17 protein-coding genes are annotated in these 21,437 nt (G+C 50.8%); 15 read left to right on the plus strand and 2 right to left on the minus strand.

Annotated elements, in window-relative coordinates:
• A partial coding sequence (locus tag RQ738_RS09445; RefSeq protein WP_314164790.1) for a hypothetical protein occupies positions 1-513 on the plus strand: 513 nt, incomplete at its 5' end.
• 34 nt (positions 514-547) lie between these two features.
• Here the strand turns inward: RQ738_RS09445 and RQ738_RS09450 are convergent.
• Both RQ738_RS09450 and dbpA read right to left on the minus strand, forming a co-directional pair.
• Positions 548-3,586, minus strand: coding sequence for a PAS domain-containing protein (locus RQ738_RS09450; protein ID WP_314164794.1), 3,039 nt, complete (start codon positions 3,584-3,586; stop codon positions 548-550).
• Positions 3,587-3,808: 222 nt separating this feature from the next.
• Complete coding sequence (dbpA, locus tag RQ738_RS09455) at positions 3,809-5,194, minus strand: ATP-dependent RNA helicase DbpA (RefSeq protein ID WP_314164798.1); 1,386 nt, start codon at positions 5,192-5,194, stop codon at positions 3,809-3,811.
• A 564-nt stretch (positions 5,195-5,758) separates the two neighbouring features.
• Here dbpA and RQ738_RS09460 point away from each other — a divergent pair.
• The 14 genes from RQ738_RS09460 (at position 5,759) to RQ738_RS09525 (ending at position 21,165) form a co-directional block, all read left to right on the plus strand.
• Positions 5,759-6,049, plus strand: a complete 291-nt coding sequence (locus RQ738_RS09460) for a pilus assembly protein (protein ID WP_314164800.1) — start codon at positions 5,759-5,761, stop codon at positions 6,047-6,049.
• 113 nt (positions 6,050-6,162) lie between these two features.
• Complete coding sequence (locus RQ738_RS09465; protein WP_314164802.1) at positions 6,163-8,013, plus strand: pilus assembly protein TadG-related protein; 1,851 nt, start codon at positions 6,163-6,165, stop codon at positions 8,011-8,013.
• A 47-nt stretch (positions 8,014-8,060) separates the two neighbouring features.
• Positions 8,061-9,089, plus strand: a complete 1,029-nt coding sequence (locus RQ738_RS09470) for a hypothetical protein (protein ID WP_314164803.1) — start codon at positions 8,061-8,063, stop codon at positions 9,087-9,089.
• 9 nt (positions 9,090-9,098) lie between these two features.
• Positions 9,099-9,785, plus strand: a complete 687-nt coding sequence (locus RQ738_RS09475; protein ID WP_314164804.1) for a hypothetical protein — start codon at positions 9,099-9,101, stop codon at positions 9,783-9,785.
• Positions 9,786-9,866: 81 nt separating this feature from the next.
• Complete coding sequence (locus RQ738_RS09480; RefSeq protein ID WP_314164806.1) at positions 9,867-10,232, plus strand: hypothetical protein; 366 nt, start codon at positions 9,867-9,869, stop codon at positions 10,230-10,232.
• Between the two features lie 56 nt (positions 10,233-10,288).
• Positions 10,289-12,163, plus strand: coding sequence for a Flp pilus assembly protein CpaB (cpaB, locus tag RQ738_RS09485; RefSeq protein WP_314164812.1), 1,875 nt, complete (start codon positions 10,289-10,291; stop codon positions 12,161-12,163).
• Positions 12,164-12,183: 20 nt separating this feature from the next.
• Positions 12,184-13,509, plus strand: coding sequence for a type II and III secretion system protein family protein (locus RQ738_RS09490; protein WP_314164817.1), 1,326 nt, complete (start codon positions 12,184-12,186; stop codon positions 13,507-13,509).
• A gap of 10 nt (positions 13,510-13,519) precedes the next feature.
• Positions 13,520-15,316: an ATPase, T2SS/T4P/T4SS family gene (locus tag RQ738_RS09495; protein WP_314164824.1), complete on the plus strand. Its 1,797-nt coding sequence runs from the start codon at positions 13,520-13,522 to the stop codon at positions 15,314-15,316.
• Between the two features lie 2 nt (positions 15,317-15,318).
• The gene (locus RQ738_RS09500; RefSeq protein WP_314164829.1) at positions 15,319-16,179 is read left to right on the plus strand and encodes a type II secretion system F family protein; all 861 of its coding nucleotides are present in this window, start codon (positions 15,319-15,321) and stop codon (positions 16,177-16,179) included.
• A gap of 285 nt (positions 16,180-16,464) precedes the next feature.
• Entirely contained in the window at positions 16,465-17,064 is a 600-nt protein-coding gene (locus RQ738_RS09505) for a type II secretion system F family protein (protein ID WP_314164832.1), read from the plus strand.
• Complete coding sequence (locus RQ738_RS09510) at positions 17,061-17,417, plus strand: DUF192 domain-containing protein (RefSeq protein ID WP_314164834.1); 357 nt, start codon at positions 17,061-17,063, stop codon at positions 17,415-17,417. The genes RQ738_RS09505 and RQ738_RS09510 overlap by 4 nt, the downstream gene beginning before the upstream one ends.
• Positions 17,414-17,932 (plus strand): tetratricopeptide repeat protein, encoded by a 519-nt coding sequence (locus RQ738_RS09515; protein ID WP_314164835.1) that lies wholly within the window; start codon positions 17,414-17,416, stop codon positions 17,930-17,932. Before RQ738_RS09510 ends, RQ738_RS09515 begins: the two co-directional genes overlap by 4 nt.
• Positions 17,929-18,684, plus strand: coding sequence for a pilus assembly protein (locus RQ738_RS09520; protein WP_314164837.1), 756 nt, complete (start codon positions 17,929-17,931; stop codon positions 18,682-18,684). The genes RQ738_RS09515 and RQ738_RS09520 overlap by 4 nt, the downstream gene beginning before the upstream one ends.
• Before the next feature lie 213 nt (positions 18,685-18,897).
• Positions 18,898-21,165 (plus strand): mechanosensitive ion channel family protein, encoded by a 2,268-nt coding sequence (locus tag RQ738_RS09525; protein ID WP_314164838.1) that lies wholly within the window; start codon positions 18,898-18,900, stop codon positions 21,163-21,165.
• The last annotated feature ends 272 nt before the right edge of the window (positions 21,166-21,437 follow it).

The raw sequence follows: 21,437 nt of genomic DNA on the forward strand, positions 1-21,437 counted from the left end.
CCCTCCAATTTCCAGAAAACTATCTCTATTGCTCCAAATTCGCTATATTTTTACCCACTAATTTTTCCGAAGAGCCATTATTTTAAAGAAAAGTTTGATGACCTCGCTATTTCCCTGTGGAGCGAGGAAGAAAAGACGGCACTCATGAGAATTGTTCATGGTGTTTATGTGGCAGATAATGAATTCGACAAGCTGGAAAAGAAGGATTTCCTGGAAAAACTGGGCACCCTCCGGGTGGATGCCCGGGTGGTTGATGAAATGCAAATGTCCGATGCGTTTGAGGTGCTGGCCAGGGACAAGCTTAAAAACAAACTCGTCTATGTTTTGATGGCGGATGCAGTGTTCAAGGATGATGATTACGACGCCTTGGAAAAATCCTATATCGAGCTTATGAATCAACGCTACCCGCTGGAAGAAGCAATGCTTGATGACGCTATCGAGGCGGTACGAGACAAGAAGCTGGAGGTCGTTTTGAAGGAATGGGTAAAGGAAATCCAGGACACCAGTCTCTGAACATCAGTATTTAAGCCAGTTTGCCAAATGATGATTAAGTGTCTGCAGGAATTTCGAGTGGCAGGATAATACTGAAGGTGCTGCCTGTGCCAAGCTTGCTTTCCACATCCACCGTTCCTCCCATGGTTTCGATCAGACGCCGGCTTATGGTCAGACCAATGCCGGTGCCCTCGACCTCGCTATTTTCAGCGCCGAGGCGATTGAAGGGGGCGAATACCTCGTCAAGCCGGGTGTCAGCAATACCGGGCCCGGTATCAGTTACCTGAATGCGCAGCCTGTTTTCGGTGGCGGGTTTTACTTCAACCTTTACCTTGCCACCCTCATGATTGTATTTGATGGCATTAGAAAGCAGGTTGATGAGTATCTGCTTGAGACGGGTACGATCGGCCTGCACAATGACACCATCCAGGCCGTGGTGGCTGATCTGAATACTGCGTTTGTGGGCCATGTTTGCAACCAGTCCCAGACACTCCCTGACCACCGGGCATACCTCTACTGGCTCGAGTGAGACTTCCAGCCGACCGGATTCGATCCTGGACAGGTCCAGCACTTCATCGATAAGTTCGAGTAAATGATGGCCGGCATTGAGGATCTCGCGCACGCTATCTTCCTGGTCTTCATCCAGCGTGTCATCATGTTCCAGCAGCTGGCCAAAGCCAAGAATGGCATTCATCGGGGTACGTAGCTCGTGGCTCATGCTGGAGAGGAATTCTGACTTTGCACGGTTTGCGCGTTCTGCCTCATCGCGGGTAGTAATCAGGGCCTGTTCAGTTTTGATGCGCTCGGTAATGTCCTGAACGGTACCGGACAAGCGCAGCAGATTACCGGCCGCATCGGTTTCCGCCTGTGCCAATTCATGCACATGACGCACCGTGCCATCCGGTCGCAAGATACGATGTATAACATCGTGACGGCCGGTCTGTTGCGACTGTTCTTCGCTTTCACGTACCCGCTCATGGTCATCCGGATGGACTGCCGCATGGAAGGCCGCCACGCTGGGTTCAAAGCTGCCGGGCTCATAACCAAAGATACGATAGATCTCATCTGACCAGTTAAGCTGTCCAGTGATCAGGTCGGCCTGCCAGCTACCCAGGTGCGAAATCGCTTGCGCTTCGTTCAGTTGCCGTTCGCGCTCCGCCAGGGCCAGTTCTGCGCGTTTGCGATCATCAATATCCTGTACCACGCCGAGCATCTGCAAGGGGGTGCCATCCTTGTCACGCACACTGGCGCCGCGCTCTAACAGCCAGCGCACTGTGCCGTCGGGCCAGACAACACGATGCTCAATCTCATAGGGGATATCCTTTTCAACACAGGCCTTGACTGTATCGATGACGGTTTGCCTGTCGTCTGGATGAATAGCCGCGATGAAATTGTCGTAAGAGGTTGCAAGCTCGCCTTCCGGGTAACCAAACAGCGGTGCAATCCGTTCTGACCAGAACAGTTTATCGGTCTGGATATCCCAGTCCCAGGTACCGATATTGGCAAACACCTGGCTGCGGCGAAGCCTTTCTTCCTGCGTCTGCATGGCAAGTTCGGCAGCCTTTACATGGCTGATATCGGTGCGGATGGATACATATTGGTAGGGTTTGCCATGGCTATCCAGAAACGGCGTGATGGTTGACTCGACCCAGTAGAGGCTGCCGTCCTTGCGCCGATTACATATCTCACCTTGCCAGACATGGCCGCTGGTAATCGTCTGCCATATATTTTTGTAGAACCCGGGCGGGTGCACATTCGATTTAATCCGGCGGTGGCTGTGGCCAAGGAGTTCTTCGCGACGATAGCCACTGATTTCACAAAACCTGTCATTGACGTAGGTAATGTTGCCGGCCTTATCCGCAATGCTGACAATGGCATGCTGGTTCAGGGCATGATGTTCGCGTTCACGTTCATAAAGCGTGGATTCCATGCGTCGCAGAATGTCGGTGTTTTGTCTTGCCTGACGTGCCCGGGCAGTAACCAGTGCCACCAGGTATTCAGGCTGGACCGGTTTAACAAGGAAGTCGTTACCACCAAGATTGAGTGCCAGCAGTTGTTGCGTGATATCCGTTTCGGCAGAAAGAAACAATACAGGGATATGGAATTGTGGATCTCGTTCGCGTAGCACGGCGGCCAGTTCGAGCCCACTGACCTCGGGCATATAGACATCGAGTATCACCACGTCAGGTGAAAACACGTCTATCTGTTCGATGGCATGGAGTGGCTCTGACAGGGAAATGACCTGCATGCCCGCTTTGCGCAGCACGTCGGCATGTTTCTCAAGCAATAATGGTTCGTCATCGACCAATAACACACGGTAAGGTTCTGGTGGTTGACGTCCTGTCAGGCTGTCCATCAAGTCAATCAGGTGGAGGGGGTCTACCGGACTGGTCAGGTAGCGGCTGGCACCAGCACGAAAACATGCCAGTCGCCCGGCCAGATCATCACGTTCCGAGGTGATTACCACTGGAATTCCATGCGAGCTGCCAAGGCCGAGAGCGGCAAGCAGGCTTACGTCTATCTCTTCGCCTTCGGGGAAGGCATTGTCTATTATCACTCCGGCAGGACGTTCTGTATCCTCCGCACAAAGCGCATCACGGAAGTCATCGGCTTGCGTGAACAGTTTCACTCGATAGCCGTCGTCTCGCAGGGCTTTACCCGGCTCTTCGGTTTGTGAACCGTCATCTTCCAGCAGGTATATCAAGGGCGAACGAGAGGGGAGAGCCGAGACCGGCGGCTGCGCCGTCTCAGGTGCGTAGGCAAGCAGTTGCTCACGTGCTATTTCTTCCAGGCCAGCGAACGCTGCACCAATCTGCTCCCATTGCGGGGCGGCAGGAGTGACATCGGCCTTGAGTAGCGCGGACAATAGTAACTCGAGTTCACGTGCGGCAGTCGATACTGACTGCATGCCCAAGGTCCCGGCTGAACCCGTGAGGTTATGCACCAGTCGGTAAAGGGTTTCGGCTTCTACTGTTTGCCAGCTTGACGGGGAGAGCTTTTGAAAATGCAGGCGGATAGTATCCAGTCTGATGCAGAGCTGATCAGCGTACTGGCGCCGTAACTCAGTGAGCGAACTGGAAATAGGTGACGGCATACTGGCTAGTAATAAATGCTGCAGCTGATAGACATTGGTTATCGACCATCTTGCTATTTACTTGAGTATTACCAGGTCAATTATGTAACCTTTTTAATAAAAAGGAAAAACATATAACCGTTCTGCCGGGTGAAAAACATTATACCTTTCTTTTTGTCTGGTTTTATCTTGCCCCGGTTCAAGCTGACCTGGCGTACAGGGCTGGTCAGGCATACATCTGCATTAACGCAGTTTCCGCACCTTGAACTTACGCCCTTTGATCTTGCCCTCCGAGAGGATCTTCAATGCCTGTTTGGCGACAGAGCGTTCAACTGCCACATAGGCGAGGTGGTCGGCAATATCAATCTTGCCAATCTGCTTGCCCTGTATGTTGCTGTTGTCCGCCGTTAAGGCGCCGAGAATGTCACCGGCACGTACCTTGTCCTTGCGACCCCCACTGATGCACAGGCTGACCATCGGCGGGATCAGCTTGAAGTGTTCGCGCGCCTTCAGTGTCGAAGTGTTATCAATCCGTACAGGGCTCTTCTGGTAGTCTTCGATGGCTTCAACCCGGAATTTTTCATTCGGGGTAAACAGGCTCAGGGCGAGACCTTCCTTGCCGGCGCGACCGGTGCGGCCAATACGGTGTACATGGATTTCGGGGTCCGGGGTCAAATCATAGCTAATCACTGCCTGCAGGTCTTTTATGTCCAGCCCGCGGGCGGCCACATCCGTGGCAATGAGAATCGAGCTGCTTTTGCCCGCAAACTGCACCAGCACGCGATCCCGTTCTTTCTGATCAAGATCGCCGTGCAGGGCCAGCGCATGGTAACCCTGCTGCCATAACTCATCGGCCAATTCCTGGCATTGTTGTTTGCGATTACAAAATACGACGCTGGATTCAGGCTGATAATGCTGCAGCAGGCGGATTAAGGTACTGGTCTTCTCGCCCTTCTGTACCTCATAGAAGATCTGTTTGATCTTTTTCTCGTCATGCGCGGGCTCGACCCGGATATCCACCGGCTCATGCTGAATGGCGTCACTGATGGTCTTTATCTCATCCGGATAGGTCGCGGAAAAGAGCAGGGTCTGCCTTTCTGCCGGCAGCATGTCGATAATTCGCATGATGTCCTCATGGAAGCCCATGTCCAGCATGCGGTCGGCTTCATCCAGCACCAGGGTCTTTAAACCCGCCGTCGTCAGGGAGCCTTTATCCAGGTGTTTCAGGATTCTCCCGGGGGTGCCCACGACGATGTGCGGGTTATGTTCGAGCGAGGCCAGTTGCGGGCCCAGGGGCTTGCCACCGCACAGCGTAACGGTCCTGACATTGGGTATGGCGCGTGCCAGACGGCGAATTTCATTACTGACCTGATCCGCCAGTTCGCGTGTCGGGCAGAGCACCAGCCCCTGTGTCTGATAAATGCCGGTATCAAGCTTATGTAACAGGCCGATGGCAAACGCGGCTGTTTTACCACTGCCTGTTTTTGCCTGAGCCAGCAAATCCTTGCCGGCCAGCACCGCCGGCAGGCCCTGTGCCTGGATCGGGGTCATGGCCGTGTAGCCCAGCGAGTGGAGGTTGCTAATGAAATCGGTCGTTAAGGGGAGTGAAGAGAAGGCAGTTGTGGTCACGTGAAATCAGTCTTTGTTGGTTGCTCGGCAAGGTCGCGCATACTAGCAGAATAGTGGCTTAAGTAGACGATAAATCGCCTGCTCACCAGGCGAGAGATAGTCCACCGGCTTGAAGGCTGCAGGCAATTTCTTGAAATTGCCTACACGGATGCAAGGGCTTGTGACCGCCGCAGGCAGATGTATTCCCATGTTGAAATGGGTTTACGGCATAACTTGTAAATATAAAAATACATATTAAACAATCGACTATAACAAAAACATAATGTTAAATATCATATGTTAATTCCATACACTCCGAATGTGGCCTTTAGCGGTACTGTCCTATAGAATCCTTAACAGGTGAGGAGTCGTGCGAAAATAAATATAGCACTGGTGGATGCGTTGGCTGTAATCTTCGCAGGGGGGACATCAAGACTGCAGTTATAGCCATTGCGGCTGCCGGTTATCATTAGGTAGCACACTGGAAGCCCTCCAAACCGAACACTTTAAAAAAATCAAACAACAACATTGGCAAGATAACAATGTTGAAATCCTTCAAAACGAAAAGGTAAGTGGAGTAATACTATGATCAAGTCCTATGCTAAAAATCCGTCTCAAACGAAGTCCCGCAAGAAGCAATTCGGCCAGGGCATGACCGAGTACATCATCATCGTGGCACTGATTGCACTCGCGGCTATTGCAGTGTACTCCATGTTCGGTAAAACAGTCCGTAACCAGGTCGGTGGCATGGCACAGGAACTGGCTGGCACAACAAATACCGGCACAGCCGCTGCCAAGGCATCGGCAGATGCGACTGTTGCTACAGGTAATGTCGACAAGGGCCTGTCCGGCTACGCTGACGACCAAACAAAATAATAAAACAGTTCACTTGATGTAAAAGCAGGACAGACTGCCGGCAGTTGCCGGCAGCCTGTTTGTCAGGATCGGGCTGTAATAGTTCATGATAATAATAAGTATGGGGTGTACAGGTGATATCACGTCACCGACAAAATAACCATTTTTCCTGCCTGAAAAACCAACGCGGCCAGGCGATGGTATTCATTATGCTCATGATGGGTATCGTCCTGATGTCCCTGACGTTCCTCTACAAGGCCGGCAAACTCAGCAGTGAGAAAATGGAGCTGCAGAATGCGGCTGATTCCAGCGCCTATAGTTTTTCACTCATTGAAGCCCGGGATCTGAATTTTACCTCCTACCTGAACCGCGCCATGGTAGCCAATGAAATCGCCATTGCCCAGGCCGTGGGTATTCTTTCATGGGCAACCTACCTGGAATCAGTAGGGCATCACCTGGATGTCTTTGCCAAATACTTCAATGCCGCACCGATTGTCGGGAATGCCATCTCTGGTGGCATTACCGCCGTTGCCTCGGCATTCAAGGCGGTAACTTCACCGATACCGCGTGTCGTGCAAAAAATCGGCAATATCGTGGTCAAGTTCATTAACGGCATCAACCTTGGATATAGCTGGGGGAGCACGGGATTCCACATTGGCAGTATCTACCTAGCGCTGAATACGCTCGGGGAGATGATCGAGCGCAATGACCCGGATGCGAAACTCTCGGATGCCGGGGTACTGTCGCTGATCATGCATGTGGCGACATACCACGGTATCTTTTCCAGGAAACAAAAGGCCGCGTTTACCTATACCCATGATCCCGCAAAAAAACCAGAGAAAAGTGGCAAGCATAACTTTGCCACCATGGCGGCCCTGGTGTCGGATGCCCGCGACCGCTATAGTAAGTCTCGCAGCTGGACCTTGCAGCTACCGATCATTCCCCGTATTCACGAGTCCGTTGTCCTTGACCTGGGGCCGCTTGGTGATGTGACCGTCTTCGAGATCGATGTTTCATTCGATTTTTTCTTTGACCGCCTCGGCGGTACTGAACTGCGTTTTCGCAAAGGCGCCAAGAAGGGAAAGGTCCAGGGGAACTCACTGACCTGGTCAGCAGCAGATGTCGCACAGGCGGCCATCGATCTACACTTTTATCTGAAGGTGCTGATTGGCAGTGTTGATGTTAACCTCGAAAACAACAAGCTGTACGCGCAGGCCTGCGTCGATCTGGCCTTATTTGAAGCATGCTTCCCTCCGGGCAATCCGGAAAAGTTCGCGGTGCCAGTACCGACGTCCATGCCGTTCGCGACCGGCGGGGCCCAGGCCTACAACGGCGGCAACTTTATTAATGCCACAGACCAGGATCCCGAGACCTTTCTTATCACACCGAAAGGCATGCGTGATGTGCCATCGGAAGCCTATGGCGGGTCGCCATCGGCCAGATCGGCAAATAGCTGGATGGGGCTGGCCGGCGTGTTTCCTTTCGCGCTTCACAAGAATGTACCAAACAATACCGCTCGCTGGTCATTGAAGGGCTACAAAGGGCTACCGAGATATACCGACACCAACACAACCATTACCAACGGCAAAGTCGACAAACCCGGCGAGTATGAAGGCTATGCTGCACCCTACATTATGGTGGGGGTGGTCAAGGACAGTGCGAATATCCCCGACAGCATTCGTCCCAGTGGCAGCCTGGCGCTGGAACGTAAGCTCGCGGACGGGGAGATGGGCGCCATTGCCAAGGGCGAACTGTATTTCTTCCGTCCCAATGACAGTCTGGCCTCTTATTTCAAGCGCGCAGATGGCGCTACGGAATATGATAATGCCTTCAACCCATACTGGCAGGCGCGCCTGACCGATACGAATCATATCGATCGTATGGGCATGCTGTTAATCCAGCAGAAACAGTGGTGGCTGGCGAACCTTGCCGAGCCGGCATTCAATATCGGCAACAATGTACTTAACCTGCTTAATTTTTTCTGATGAATATGCGACGAGCCAGAACAACATATAAGCAACAGGGCCAGGCGATGACAGAGTTTGCCGTCGTGGCGGCGTTTGTGCTGGTGCCGTTGTTCCTGTTGATCCCCATACTGGGCAAGTATATTGACGTGAAACACAAGACCATTCAGGCTGCCCGTTACGAGGCCTGGGAATATACGGCGTGGAATTCTGATAGCAGCAGTGGACGTTTCAAGGGCTTTACCAAAACAATTCCGGTGAAAACCTTCCTTGATACCAAGCGGGAGTCGATCAACCGCTTTTATAGTGACCCGTCTGCATTGCTGGAAACGACCGACAGGCAGGCCTGGCAAAGCTCCAAATTGAATCCGTTATGGTTTGACCACAAAGGTGATACCTTAGTCGACTCCATAACCGAAAATAATCCGGTGACAGAACACGCAACACCGGACAAACTGCATGTCGTCTCCGGCTTGCTGAATGTGGTGGGTACAGTTGCTGATGTGATAGCCGATGTACTCGAGTTCATTGGCATCAGGGCCGGCTTTACCCAGATCGATGGCGACGGCAATTTCCGCTCCGGCACCCGCGCCAGGATGGCATCTGTGGACTGGGCCGATCCGAATAATGATCTGGCGGTGGATTCATTCGTCAATGGCGTCTCATTCAGCCATAAGGCTGCCGTCATGTCGGAGGGCTGGAGTGCCGGTGGTCGTGATCACACCAAGTACCAGGTTCGCGGCCTGGTGCCGACCTCGCTGCTGGATATACCCGCACTCAACACAGTACGGGATATCGTTAAATATATCCTGCTCTCGCCGGAACTGGATTCTGACTGGCTCAAGTTCGGCTATGTTAATGACGATGCGGTGCCGCATGATCGCCTGATTGCACAGGGCAGTACCACACCGGGCGACATCCTCTGTGGAACACGCCTGAAGTATTATCGCTATAAGTCACCCAACGAACCGACGCCAGGCAGCTATACGGGCGTCTGGAACCCGGATACGGCCATCGAGGAAGTGGGTTATCGGGATAATTTACCCAAGAAGAAGCCGCCGCTGAAAAAATTCGGCTCCTGTGCAGGGAAACTGTAACGGATGATATTGTTTAAAAAATTATACCTGCTGCTCCTGATGATGATGCTGGCTTTGTCTCCATCAACACTGATCGCGGAGCCGAAGTTCCCGGCGCCGCCTGATGCCGAGGTGAGCTGGGTTGGCAAGAATCTTGAGTTTAATGACATGCCCATGCGCCTGAGAAAATTCACCAGCGAGGACAGTGTTGAGGCTGTGTTGGCGTTTTACCGGGAATTATGGAAAGAGCCTTTACTGGAAAATGTGCCGGGACATATCGAGCAGGATCTAGCGGACTGGAAGATGATCACGCGCCCGGAAGACGGCTACATGATGAGCGTGCAGGTCAAGCCATATCTGGGCAGTGGTGCCTGGGGCTACCTTGGGATCAGCAAAATCGATGATCTCGACGCCAACGTGGAACCGGGTTTCGGTTTTCCGAAAATGAACGGTAGCCAGGTAGTAAATGATGTCAAGCATAATGACAGTGTAAAGAACGCCCGCACGGTCATGCTGCAAAACAAGTATTCGCTGGGCAGTAATGTGCAGTATTACCGGGATCATTATACCGGCAGAGGCTGGAACAAGGTTCTGGACAGAACAGCCGTGCCGGGCAAGTTGCACACGTTTGTTTTCAGGAAAGGCACTAACGAAGTGTCCATGACCGTGGCGCGTACCGGTGATGGCAGTCAGGTTGTGGCCAATGTTATTGAGTGAGGTGATTTTATGTACCCGATAAGCCGTCACCTGCAGCATGGGCAGTCCATGGTGGAGTACATCGTGGTAGTGTTTTTTTCTGTGTTGCTGCTGGCCGCGCCCTTATATGACCCCGGCGCCGCTGATAGCGATGACACTTTCAAGAACTTTGAATATGCAAAAAATGATCAGGGCAGGCGCCTGAACGCTGTACAGGCAGTACAGGCAGTCATTAAGGATAACTACAATGGCTATTCCTATGCGATGTCTCTCAGTGAATACCCTGATTATCTGCCGTTACAAGAGCAGAGACAGGCATTGAATGATTTCAATGCCCAATTGGATGATTTGAACGGCCTTAAAGATGATGCTGCAAATTTTGTGAGCAACAACGTACCACCGTCACTGGACAGCTTCAGTTTCCCGGTAAAATTGCCACCTGATTTTTCAGATATTTCGCCGTTTTAGAATTAGATAATTTTAATCATAGTACCAACAGTTGAAAACAACTCCAGGAAGAAAAAATGGCTGTTACCATTAAATCGAGCAAGAAGAAAAATACAACATCACTCCTCATGGGCGCCATTATCTTTGGCGTGATTGCCGCGTTGTTGTCAGTCCTTTATCTGAAGTATAAGGAAAACGCGATACGCGAGAGCCTGCTGCAGAAAGAAGAGACGATGGTCGCGGTAGTGGTGGCCAAAGCCGACTTGCCCAAGGGTAGCCAGGTGACCTCTGGCAATATGGCGGTGCGTAACCTTCCGAGCAAGTATGTTTATGCGGCCGCGGTCAAACCAGCTGAATTCGGACTGGTAGAGGGCCGTTTCCTGGAAGAAGAGCTTAACGCCGGTACGCCGCTACTAAAGACGATGGTCAAAAAAGAATTCAGCAACGACTTCTCTGACACTATCAACGAAGGTCGTCGCGCCATGACCATTCAGGTCGATGAAATCAATACGATTTCAGGCTTTATTCGTCCCGGCAACTATGTAGACATCTTTACCCGTCTGGAAGACGGTTCCGGTGGCAGCGAAGAGCCCGGCATTATTCCTGTTCTGCAGCGCGTAATGGTAATGGCAACGGGTAAAAGCGCGGCTGGCGAGTTCCGTGAAAAATATATATACGGTGGCCAGCAAAACCCTTTCTCCTATAACACGCTGACGCTGGATGTCTCGCCCAAAGAGGCGGCCCTGTTAAAAACAGCGGAAACCAGTGGCGAATTACTGGCACTGTTGCGTAATCGTAATGATCAGGGTGGTGCCTCCTTTACCAGGGTTGTCGCTACTGATTTGTTCAGCAATGCAACGGATATGGTCAGGAAAAGCACCTTGCTGGCAGCCGCCGAATCGGCTGACAGTTATTGCGAAATCAAGCAGGGTGATATCGAAGTCAAGGACGGCTATGTATATAACAAGCATGGCAAACGCGTGGATAACCTGGTCGCCCAGGAAGGTGGCACCATTGTTACGCGTGATTCACGTGTTGTACAAAATGAAGAGGGTAATATCGCTCCGGGCTTTGCCATGAATCGCCATGGCAAGATGATTACGGATCCGAACGTAGTGGCAAAAAACTGCGTTCTCATGACCAAAGACGGCAAGGTTCTCAGTGGACGCGGTTTGTCTGTTGACCGTAATGGTCGCCTGGTAACCAGTAATGGCAAGGTTGTCGATGCGGCGGATCTCAAGGTTACTGCAGATGGCAAGCTTATTACTGCCGATGGTGCCATTCTGGAGGATTCAAGCGTAGTTCTTGGCAAGGATGGCAAGGTGCTTACTTCCGATGATGTAAGAATCACCAAAGACGGTTTCATTGTCACCAAAGACGGCAAGGTCATGACCGCGGACGGCAAGGTGCTTGAAGGTGTGACTGTGGATGAAAATGGCAATGTCATTGCTGCTGACGGCACAATTCTCAAGGCTGATGAAATTACGGTCAACGCCGACGGAACAGTGACAGGTAAGGACGGCAAGATGATCGCCGGTGTCAGCGGCAAGGATGACCCTGAAGCAGTCAACGCTGCCAAGAAACTGCTGGCAGACGGCATGCGCAAGACGGAAGGCGGCTTTGTCGTTGATAAAGACGGCAATGTTTATACGCAGGATGGCAAATTGCTCAAAGGTGCGACCCTTGGCGCTGACGGCAAGGTGCGCACTGCTGATGGGCGAGAGCTCACTGCAGATGACATTGTAGTCAATGCCGATGGCAGCATCTCAGATGCCAATGGTGAGCCGATTAAAGGCCTGACCGCGGATAGTAATAGTGCCAAATCGAAAGCTATGCAGGCGCTGCTCGCCACCCAGTCGGTGGAGACACTCGGTGATAACGACAGCTATGAATTCGTTACCGGTGGTAAGGGTGGCATAGCTGATGTCCAGGAAGTACCCATAAGAGATTAATTACAAGAAAGGTAATAACAATGTTTAGTAAAATATCAATGACAGGCAGCTACTGCGGAAAATATTTCGCACATGCATTATTGTTGATTTCGACCCTGTTATTCAGTGGCGTCAGTCAGGCACAAACTGACATGCTGCTATACGAGGGTGAGGTCAAGGTTATGCGCGTCGGTGACGTTGACAGGGTTGCCCTTGGTAACAGCTCTATTGCCAGTACTTCCGTGGTCAGTAATGGCCAGCTAATTGTGATAGGCGAAAAGGAGGGGATAACCTCCATGCATATCTGGCATAAGGACGGCAAGGAGAGTGATTACAAGCTGGTTGTCACCAAGGGGGACAGTGGTGGCAACAGTACGGATATTGCTGATTTGATCTCCTCTGTACCGGGCGTAAAGGTGAGAACAATTTCCGGTAAATCAATCATCGAAGGGGTGGTTAATCCGGATCAGAAGAAGGTTCTCAAGATGCTCACCAAGGAGTATCCCGGTGTGATTGACATGACCCAGGAATCGATTGTTGCAGGCGGCAGTCGCATGGTGCTTCTGAATGTGAAGTTTACCGAGTTCAAGACCAACAAGCTGGAAAAGCTTGGGATTGCCTGGCAAACAGATATCAATGGCCCATCAGCGGGTTATGCCAATGTTAATCCCAGCAATGTGAGTACGAGTGATACCAGTGGTCTGACAGATGTCTTTGCCGGCGCGCCATTGAACCCGCTGGAAGCGAATCCGCCACTGGGTTATTTCGGGATACTCACCGAGATAACCTCGCGCCTGAACTTCCTGGCCAGCAGTGGTGACGCAATTATTCTTGCCGAACCACGTTTGAGTGCACGGAGTGGCGGTAGTGCCGAGTTTGTTGCTGGTGGTGAGGTGCCGATCCCGATCCAGACGGAAGACGGTATCACTATTGAATACAAGAAATACGGTATTATTCTTAACATATCACCTATCGCTGATGATAATGGCAATGTACAGGCGCGAGTTGAGACCGAAGTCAGCACAATCGATAACTCGGTAACCGTCAACGGCGCACCTGGCTTTCTGACGCGCAAGACTTCAACGGATATCAGCCTGCGTGACGAACAAACCCTGGTGATATCGGGTCTGGTTGACCATAACGTTTCAGAAAGTCTCGATAAGGTGAAGTTCCTGGGCGACCTGCCTATTCTCGGGCCGCTTTTCAGATCCAAAACCTTTACGGCCAAAAAGAGCGAGCTGGTTATCTTTGTGACTCCGAAGATATATGATGCCCAGTCTGAAGAAAACCAGCGCAGCATAAAACTTTCAGATGAGCTCAGAGAGCGTTTCAAGTCAGCCATAAAAGATGACAATATTCTTGACTAGGTGCTAATTGATGTTCGATATCATTATTAAAGAAGACGAAACCGACGAAGTCCTTGCCGCCGTTCGTTGCGAAGCTAAAAGTTGCACCATAGGCAAGTCACGAGGGAACCTGGTTCGTCTCTCCGGATGGCGTATAGGCGGTGTTCATGCCGAACTCTATCAGAATGAAAAGGGTATATTTCTGGAAGACAAGGGCAGCAATCTGGGCACCAAGGTTAATGCTGCCCGGGTTGAAACATATGGGCCGCTACGATCTTCCGATATGATTGTGATTGATTCCTATCGCATTCAGGTTGGTATCGCCGCCGCTGCCGGGAACGAAGAATTCATGGAAGATGCCGAGAATGAGGTTGCCGCTGCTGCTGAAGTAGTCGCGCAGCAAGTTGCCGAGCCGGAAACCATAGTTCAAGAAGCGGTTGTTGAAGCCACTGCCCGGCCCGAACCAAAGCCGCAACCGGTTCCCGCACCTGCAGCGCCCGCAAGTGTCCTCAAATCCGCGCTCTCGTTTGACGAAATGAGTGATGATGAGATTGCTCTGCGGGAAGAAAAGCAGATGTGGCGTGGCAGAATCCACGGCCAATTACTTCGCATGATGGACTTGCGTCGAACCGATATCGACGGCATGGATGAGGCTTCACTGCGAGAAAAAACCAGAACAATCATTGACGAAATTATCGCCCATATTGGTGACCGTCTACCCAGGATTGTTGACAAGGATCAGCTTGCGATCGAAGTGCTCAACGAGGCAATCGGGCTCGGGCCACTGGAGGAGTTACTGGCCGATGAAAGTATCACCGAGGTCATGGTTAACCGTTTTGATGATATCTATATCGAACGTAGCGGCAAGCTGACCAAGTCCGCCATCCAGTTCAGTAATGATGCTGCTGTATTGTCCGCCATCGAACGGATCGTATCGCCGCTGGGCCGTCGCATCGATGAAAGTTCGCCGATGGTGGACGCCCGTCTCAAGGATGGTTCGCGTGTAAACGCAATTATTCCGCCACTGGCGCTGAGGGGTTCGTGTATTACGATTCGTAAGTTCTCGACCAAGAAACTTACCTCGGATGACGTGATTGCCTTCGGCGCTGCCGAACCAAGAATGATTGCTTTTTTGAAAATGGCAGTAGAGCAGCATAAGAATATTATTATTGCCGGTGGTACCGGTAGTGGTAAAACAACACTGTTAAATGTACTGTCAAATTTTATTCCGCCTACTGAACGTATTATTACAGTTGAAGATGCCGCTGAACTGAAACTGGTGCAGCCACACATTGTCTCGCTCGAGGCCCGGCCACCAAATATGGAAGGCAAGGGCGAGATCAGTATCCGTGACCTGGTCAAGAACTGTCTGCGTATGCGCCCTGACCGAATCGTCGTTGGTGAGTGTCGCGGCGGCGAGGCCCTTGATATGTTGCAGGCAATGAACACCGGCCATGATGGTTCGCTGACCACCGCACATGCCAACTCACCCAGAGACACCATCTCCCGCCTTGAGGTCATGGTGTTGATGGCCGGCATGGATTTACCGGCCTCGGCCATTCGAGAGCAGGTAGCTTCCGCAGTCGACCTGATCGTTCAGCAAAGCCGTTTCAGCGATGGTAGCCGCAAGATCACCCATATCTCTGAAATTACCGGTGTCGAACAGAATATTATCCAGATGCAGGATATTTTCCGCTTCAAACAAACCGGTATAGACGAGAACGGTAAGGTAGTGGGTAATTTCGAGGCGACCGGGCAAATACCCGAGTTCTACGAAGACCTGGCTGCTCGCGGTATCTCTGTTGACATGAATATTTTCAAGAATTGATCATGATTGAAATTATCTCGATAACACTGGTTGCCGCTGCAACCCTGCTCTCGGCAGCATCACTGTATTTCCTGCTGGGCAAGCGCGGTATTGAAATGTTCCAGGAATACCGCCAGATGTTCACCGAAAGCGCAAACGTTAGCATGCGTGACATGGTCATGGTGGCTAATCCACAACGCCTGTTCTATGCAAACGTCATAGCGATGATCGTGCTGCCGATTTTCGTTGGTCTGGTCACACGTGACTTTATCATCGCCGGGGTAATATTTGTGCTGATAGCGGCGCTGCCCCAGATCATGTATCGATCAATGCAGAAAAAGCGACTGCTAAAATTTGAACAGCAGCTGCCTGACGCCATGGCCATGCTGGCCGGCTCACTGCGAGCGGGTGCGAGTCTGTCTATCGCTATCGACAGTATGGTTCGGGAAATGCCGCCGCCTATCAGTCATGAGTTTGAACTCTTTCTGCGCGAACAGAAGCTCGGGGCCGATTTTGATACAGCCATCACGCATATGGAGCACAGGGTGCCGGTGCTTGATTTCCAGCTGGTGATTGCGGCATTGCGTATTTCCAGAGAGGTTGGCGGCAACCTCACCGAGGTCATGGACAGCATGGCCGACACCTTGCGCAAGAAACATATGATGGAAGGCAAGATCAAGAGCCTGACTGCCCAGGGCAAGATGCAGGGTATTGTGATGGCTTTTCTGCCGATATTTCTCGGCATCATCCTGATGTTTATAGAGCCGGACGCTATGGGCAAGATGTTTACGACCGAATATGGCTGGGTAACCCTTGGCGTTATCGTCATCATGGAATTTCTCGGTTTTCTGACCATAAAGAAAATAACCTCAATTGACGTATAATCTATGGATACAATAATTCTATATTCAGCATCGATTACCACAGGCCTCAGTGTCATGCTGTTTGCGCTGCTGATATTTTATTTCGACTCTATGGTGCCGGATGAAGATCGCACCTACATGGATCCATTGACATTCAAATTGAAAATTGTCTGGCCTTTTATCCGTATCCTTGCATATTTCGTTTGTACCAAGCTACCGCAATCCTATCGAGACAACGTACAGGCAAGATTGCAGAAAACCGGAGTTTCCTATCTATTGTCAGCGGAGGAATTTATCGCTTTCCGCATGATTACCAGTGTTCTGTTTTTAATCCTGGTCCTCATTATTATGGGTGCCGCACATATGGAGGAACCTATATTCCTCTTAATCGCTCCTTTGCTGGGCTTTATGCTGCCCGAGGTATGGCTCAGCGATACGCGCAAGAAACGTGACTCCAAGATCATCCGGCAGATGCCTACTTACCTGGACTTTATCACCATGTCAGTTGAGGCAGGGCTGAACCTCTCGGGGGCATTCGAACAGGCCCGTGAAAAGGGGCCTGCGGGTCCGCTGCGTAATGAATTGGGTATTGTCCTGCGCGATATACGTGCGGGTACCAGTCGTGCCGATGCGCTCCGGCGTATGTCCACACGCCTGGATATTAACGAAATGACCAGCTTTGTCAGCACTATTATCCAGGCCGAGAGGATGGGGGCCAGCATGGGCTCTGTGCTCCGTACCCAGTCTGAACAGCGCCGTACAGAACGTTTCCAACGTGCTGAAAAACTGGCGATGGAGGCCCCGGTCAAACTGGTGGGCCCACTGGTTCTGTTTATTTTCCCGGTAACCTTTATCGTTATCGGTTTCCCGATAGTCATGAAGTTTCTCAGTGAGGGGCTTTTTTGATCCCGGGAAAAATCCGCAGGCAATCAGACGCCTCAACGATAGTTGATCGTGCATGGAAGACACAAACCGCCTGGGAACGCATGCGTGGCCTGTTGGGAAGAAAAAAGCTCCTCGAACAGGAAGCATTGCTGATTGTGCCATGCTCGTCCGTGCACACCATCGGCATGAGCTATGAAATTGATATAGTTTATCTGGATGCCCAGGGCAAGGTTCTGAAAACGGTATCCAGATTAAAGCCATTGCGGTTTTCGTTTTGCAGTGGCGCACATTATACGCTGGAACTATCAGGCGGTTTTCTGGCACGATGTCCATTGTTGAAAGGTGAGACGGTGGAATGGCAAGGCTCGTTATGAAATTGATTACCTATTTTTTTCTGCTACTCAGTTATGCAGCCCTGGCAGGGTGCGCGACAGGAACATTCGCGACAACTGCTGAGAATAGCGCCACGGATTACCTGCTGTTAAAAGAGCAGGCCGATCAGGCCTACGCTAAAAAGCAATACGATATTGCGGAAACAGAATACCTGCGCTTGACCGATGCTGTGCCCCGGGACGCAGATGCCTGGTTCAAGCTCGGCAACATCTATGCCAGGACGCACAAGCCGGAGAAGGCTATCAAGGCATATCATGAAGCTATTTTACGTGAGCCCGGGCTTTCCAAGGCCTGGCACAACATGGGTGTCGTACATATGCGGCAGGCTGCAAATGCTTTCTTGTCCCTGCAAAAGCATGCGGCGACGGATGATCCGCTCAATGATATTGCTTTACGCCGTTTAAATGCTCTGTATGAACTAATGCCAACACAGCAGGAGGCTTCGCAACCTGTAGTAGAAAGGCTAAAAGCCAATGAGACCGAGATTCAGGAATGACTATCGGTAAGGATTACAGGCCGAACTTATGCCGCATCAAGCGCTACAAGGCACAGGCAATGGTCGAGTTTATTATCATTTTCCCGGTTTTACTGATGCTGCTATTCGGTGCACTGCAGTTCGCCTTATTATACAAGGCCAAGACCACACTCAATTATGCGGCCTTTGAAGCCGCCAGGGCTGCCGCGGTGAATAACGGGCGTCGAGATGCTGTGAATGAGGCCTTTGCACGTGGTCTGGCACCGCTTTATACACATAATAATACTGTTGAAGAAGTGCATACCGCCCGGGAGAAGGTCAGGGATGAAGTTAACAACGGTGAATTTATCTGCATGGAACGTATCAACCCGACCGATACTGAATTCTCGGCATATTCTGTGCCTCACCAGGATTTTAACAATAGCGAAGCTATTCCCGTTGATAATATGGTCTATCGTGACCCGACCATTACTGCGGGGGCAAGAATATCCCATCATGACGCGACCTTGTTCAAGCTTAAAGTGACATATTGCTATCCTCTTTACGTGCCATTCCTGAACAAGGTTATCCCGGAATGGTTTACCGGCGGTTCGGATATACGCGTTACAGGCGCCGCCCAAGGTGGATCTTTCCAGGCAAATAACCAGGGCATAGGCTCATTCAGGCAGAATTGCATTGACGAGAAACGATTGCCGATTATTTCATTCGCAATCATGCGGATGCAATCACCTGTTATTAATGATACCTATTCTACTGCCCAGCAGTGTAACTAGACCTATAACGCTTCGCCAGGTAATAGCACGTAGCCCCCCATTATCCGGGATTGTGGTGTTTGCTTATAGCCAAGTAAGTAGTTATCGCATAATATCCTGATAGCATATTAATAAGGCCACTCCAGAGTGCTAATCGGAATTAAAAAAATAAAATTTTCAGAATCGCTGATGCCAGGCATAAGTCGCGCATTTTCCCTTGTATTCCTTGTGTTGATGATTTCCGTCGTCATGCCTGCCTATGCCCAGGATGAGACACAAGACCCTATGGAAGGGGTTATAACGGAATTAACGACTATCGAGCGTGATTTGGATGCGGGGCGGCTTGATGTAGACACGCTGGTCAAAGACAATAAAAAACTCACTGACATGAAAATTCGTGCAACCGAATGTGTTGCAACCTACGAAAAGCGCATCACCGATAAACAGACATCGCTTGCCAGCCTTGGTGATGAGAAAAAAGACGAGCCCATCGAGGTCAGAAAGCAACGTAAACAACTTCAAGAAGAAATCGACAGCGATAGTTCTTCGCTGGCAACATGCAAAGCAATTCTCTTACGTCTTGATAACACTATCAACAAGGTCGAAACGCAACGTCAGCAACGCCTGCAGGAACAACTTCTGCCGCGTGGCCCCAATATTCTTGAGATCATCGATCTCAACATGAAGCAACCGGCGGAATGGTTAACAAGCCCCTGGGAATTCAATAAGGATCGCAGCTGGCTTCGACAGGCCCCAGATGAAGACTTGTCGCTGTTGATCGCAGTTATCATTATCAGTATCACCATCGGTATCTTCATCCGCTTGCAATTCAGTAAGTGGGTTAAGCGACAGTACTGGTCTGATGGTCTGGGTGGGCGTTTTTCCGAGTCTGTATTAATATCTTTCTGTCATGATGCACCGTACCTGCTTGGTTCTGTTTCGACTGCTATATGTTTACACTACCTTACAATCGGCATTCAACCTCATCCTATCGTTACCACCCTGGGCTATGGACTGGCATTTTTATTCGTATCTCGCTTTGTGATTCGCTTCACACTCGCGCCTTCTACACCGGGAAGACTGTTTCTGGATATAAACCTGGATACCGCCAGAGCGTTCGCCAGGCGACTGTATGTGCTGACGGTAATCGTATTTTTTGGATACCTCTCCGTTGACACCCTGATCAGTGCCAGTCTGCCGGATTATGCTATCAGGCTGGTGAATTCTGTTATCTACATTCTGTTTGCCATTAATATGATCTGGATATTATGGTTGTTCCGCGAGCTGGGCGGGATAGTACGCCATGGCTGGTTTCGCTACGGCCTGTCGCTGGTGTTGATTGTCGCGGTCATCACCGATCTCATTGGTTATTTCAATCTTGCTGGCTGGTTATTCAGGTCTGTCTTCGGAACCTTACTGGCAATTGGCGTGGTCCAGATTACGGGTCGCCTCATCTCGGAGGTGCTCGAAGGACTTGAGTATGGCAAGACACCCTGGCAGCGCAGCCTGCGCCGATTGATAGGCTTGACCACGGAAGGACACATAACCGGATTCTTCTGGATACGTCTACTGGTGATTCTCGGTCTGTGGGGATTACTGGCCTTGCTGCTGATCTTTATCTGGGATGTTTCTGCCAGTGTAATAGAAGAGATCAGGCTCGTGTTTACCAATGGCTTCACCATTGGCTCTCTTAAGGTAGTGCCCGCAAGGATTATGCTTGCCCTGGTCAGCCTGGGCTTTCTAGTAGCACTGAGTGCCTGGGTCCAGGGACAACTAAAAAAACACTGGCTTAATAACATGCCGATGGAGCAGGGTACTCAGCAGGCGCTGGTGACGGTGACTGGCTATGTAGGTGTGACCATTGCGATCCTGGTTTCACTTGGTATCGCCGGAATAGAATTTGCCAATCTCGCTATCATCGCCGGGGCCTTGTCTGTCGGTATCGGTTTTGGCCTGCAAAATATCGTCAATAATTTTGTTTCGGGATTGGTGCTTTTATTTGAACGTCCTATCAAGGCCGGTGACTGGATTGTAGTTGGTGCCACGGAAGGTTATGTGAAACGCATACGTATACGCGCCACCCAGATACAGACCTTTGACCGCGCTGACGTTATAGTACCGAACTCTGAGCTGGTTTCAGGGCAGGTAACCAACTGGATGCTCCATGATACACGCGGAAGGGCACGTATTCCTGTTGGTGTGGCCTATGGCACGGATACTGCCAAGGTAAAGAAAATCCTTCTCGAGCTCGCTGAGCAACATGAAGAAATCATAACCGATGTCATCTCGCTCGTGCCGGCAGTGTTATTTCAGCGCTTTGGTGATAGCGCCCTGGAGTTCGAATTACGCGTACATATCCACAATGTCGATAACCGCCTTCATGTGATAAGCGATTTGAATTATGCTATCGATCAGGCATTCCGTGAAAATGGCATATCGATTCCATTTCCTCAGCGTGATGTCCATCTTCGAGACATGCCAGGTCCTGCCGGCGAGAGCTGATTTAATCCTGTTTCAGCATTGGATACGCATCCGATCTGATAACGGGATCATAATCTGTGGTTATATTGTAGTGCTGCAGGAGAGTGTATTCCGGCGTTTATAGTCTATTTCACTGCTGTCCCGTTAATTCCCCCTTCCTTCGGGAGAGGGTTAGGGTGAGGGAGAGGGGATTTAGATTCGATAACATATTGTTTTAGGCTCTTCGGAAAAATTAGTGGGTAAAAATATAGCGAATTTGGAGCAATAGAGATAGTTTTCTGGAAATTGGAGGG

It is taken from the genome of Sulfuriflexus sp., from assembly GCF_032250955.1.
GTDB lineage: Bacteria > Pseudomonadota > Gammaproteobacteria > AKS1 > AKS1 > Sulfuriflexus.

Bases quoted from the DNA above. Each gene is read 5' to 3' on its own strand.
- RQ738_RS09495 (WP_314164824.1), top strand. From the start codon at position 13,520: ATGTTCGATATCATTATTAAAGAAGACGAAACCGACGAAGTCCTTGCC.
- RQ738_RS09515 (WP_314164835.1), top strand. From the start codon at position 17,414: ATGAAATTGATTACCTATTTTTTTCTGCTACTCAGTTATGCAGCCCTG.
- RQ738_RS09470 (WP_314164803.1), top strand. From the start codon at position 8,061: ATGACAGAGTTTGCCGTCGTGGCGGCGTTTGTGCTGGTGCCGTTGTTC.
- RQ738_RS09490 (WP_314164817.1), top strand. From the start codon at position 12,184: ATGTTTAGTAAAATATCAATGACAGGCAGCTACTGCGGAAAATATTTC.
- RQ738_RS09520 (WP_314164837.1), top strand. From the start codon at position 17,929: ATGACTATCGGTAAGGATTACAGGCCGAACTTATGCCGCATCAAGCGC.
- RQ738_RS09460 (WP_314164800.1), top strand. From the start codon at position 5,759: ATGATCAAGTCCTATGCTAAAAATCCGTCTCAAACGAAGTCCCGCAAG.
- RQ738_RS09525 (WP_314164838.1), top strand. From the start codon at position 18,898: ATGATTTCCGTCGTCATGCCTGCCTATGCCCAGGATGAGACACAAGAC.
- RQ738_RS09505 (WP_314164832.1), top strand. From the start codon at position 16,465: ATGATTACCAGTGTTCTGTTTTTAATCCTGGTCCTCATTATTATGGGT.
- RQ738_RS09500 (WP_314164829.1), top strand. From the start codon at position 15,319: ATGATTGAAATTATCTCGATAACACTGGTTGCCGCTGCAACCCTGCTC.
- cpaB (WP_314164812.1), top strand. From the start codon at position 10,289: ATGGCTGTTACCATTAAATCGAGCAAGAAGAAAAATACAACATCACTC.
- RQ738_RS09450 (WP_314164794.1), bottom strand. From the start codon at position 3,586: ATGCCGTCACCTATTTCCAGTTCGCTCACTGAGTTACGGCGCCAGTAC.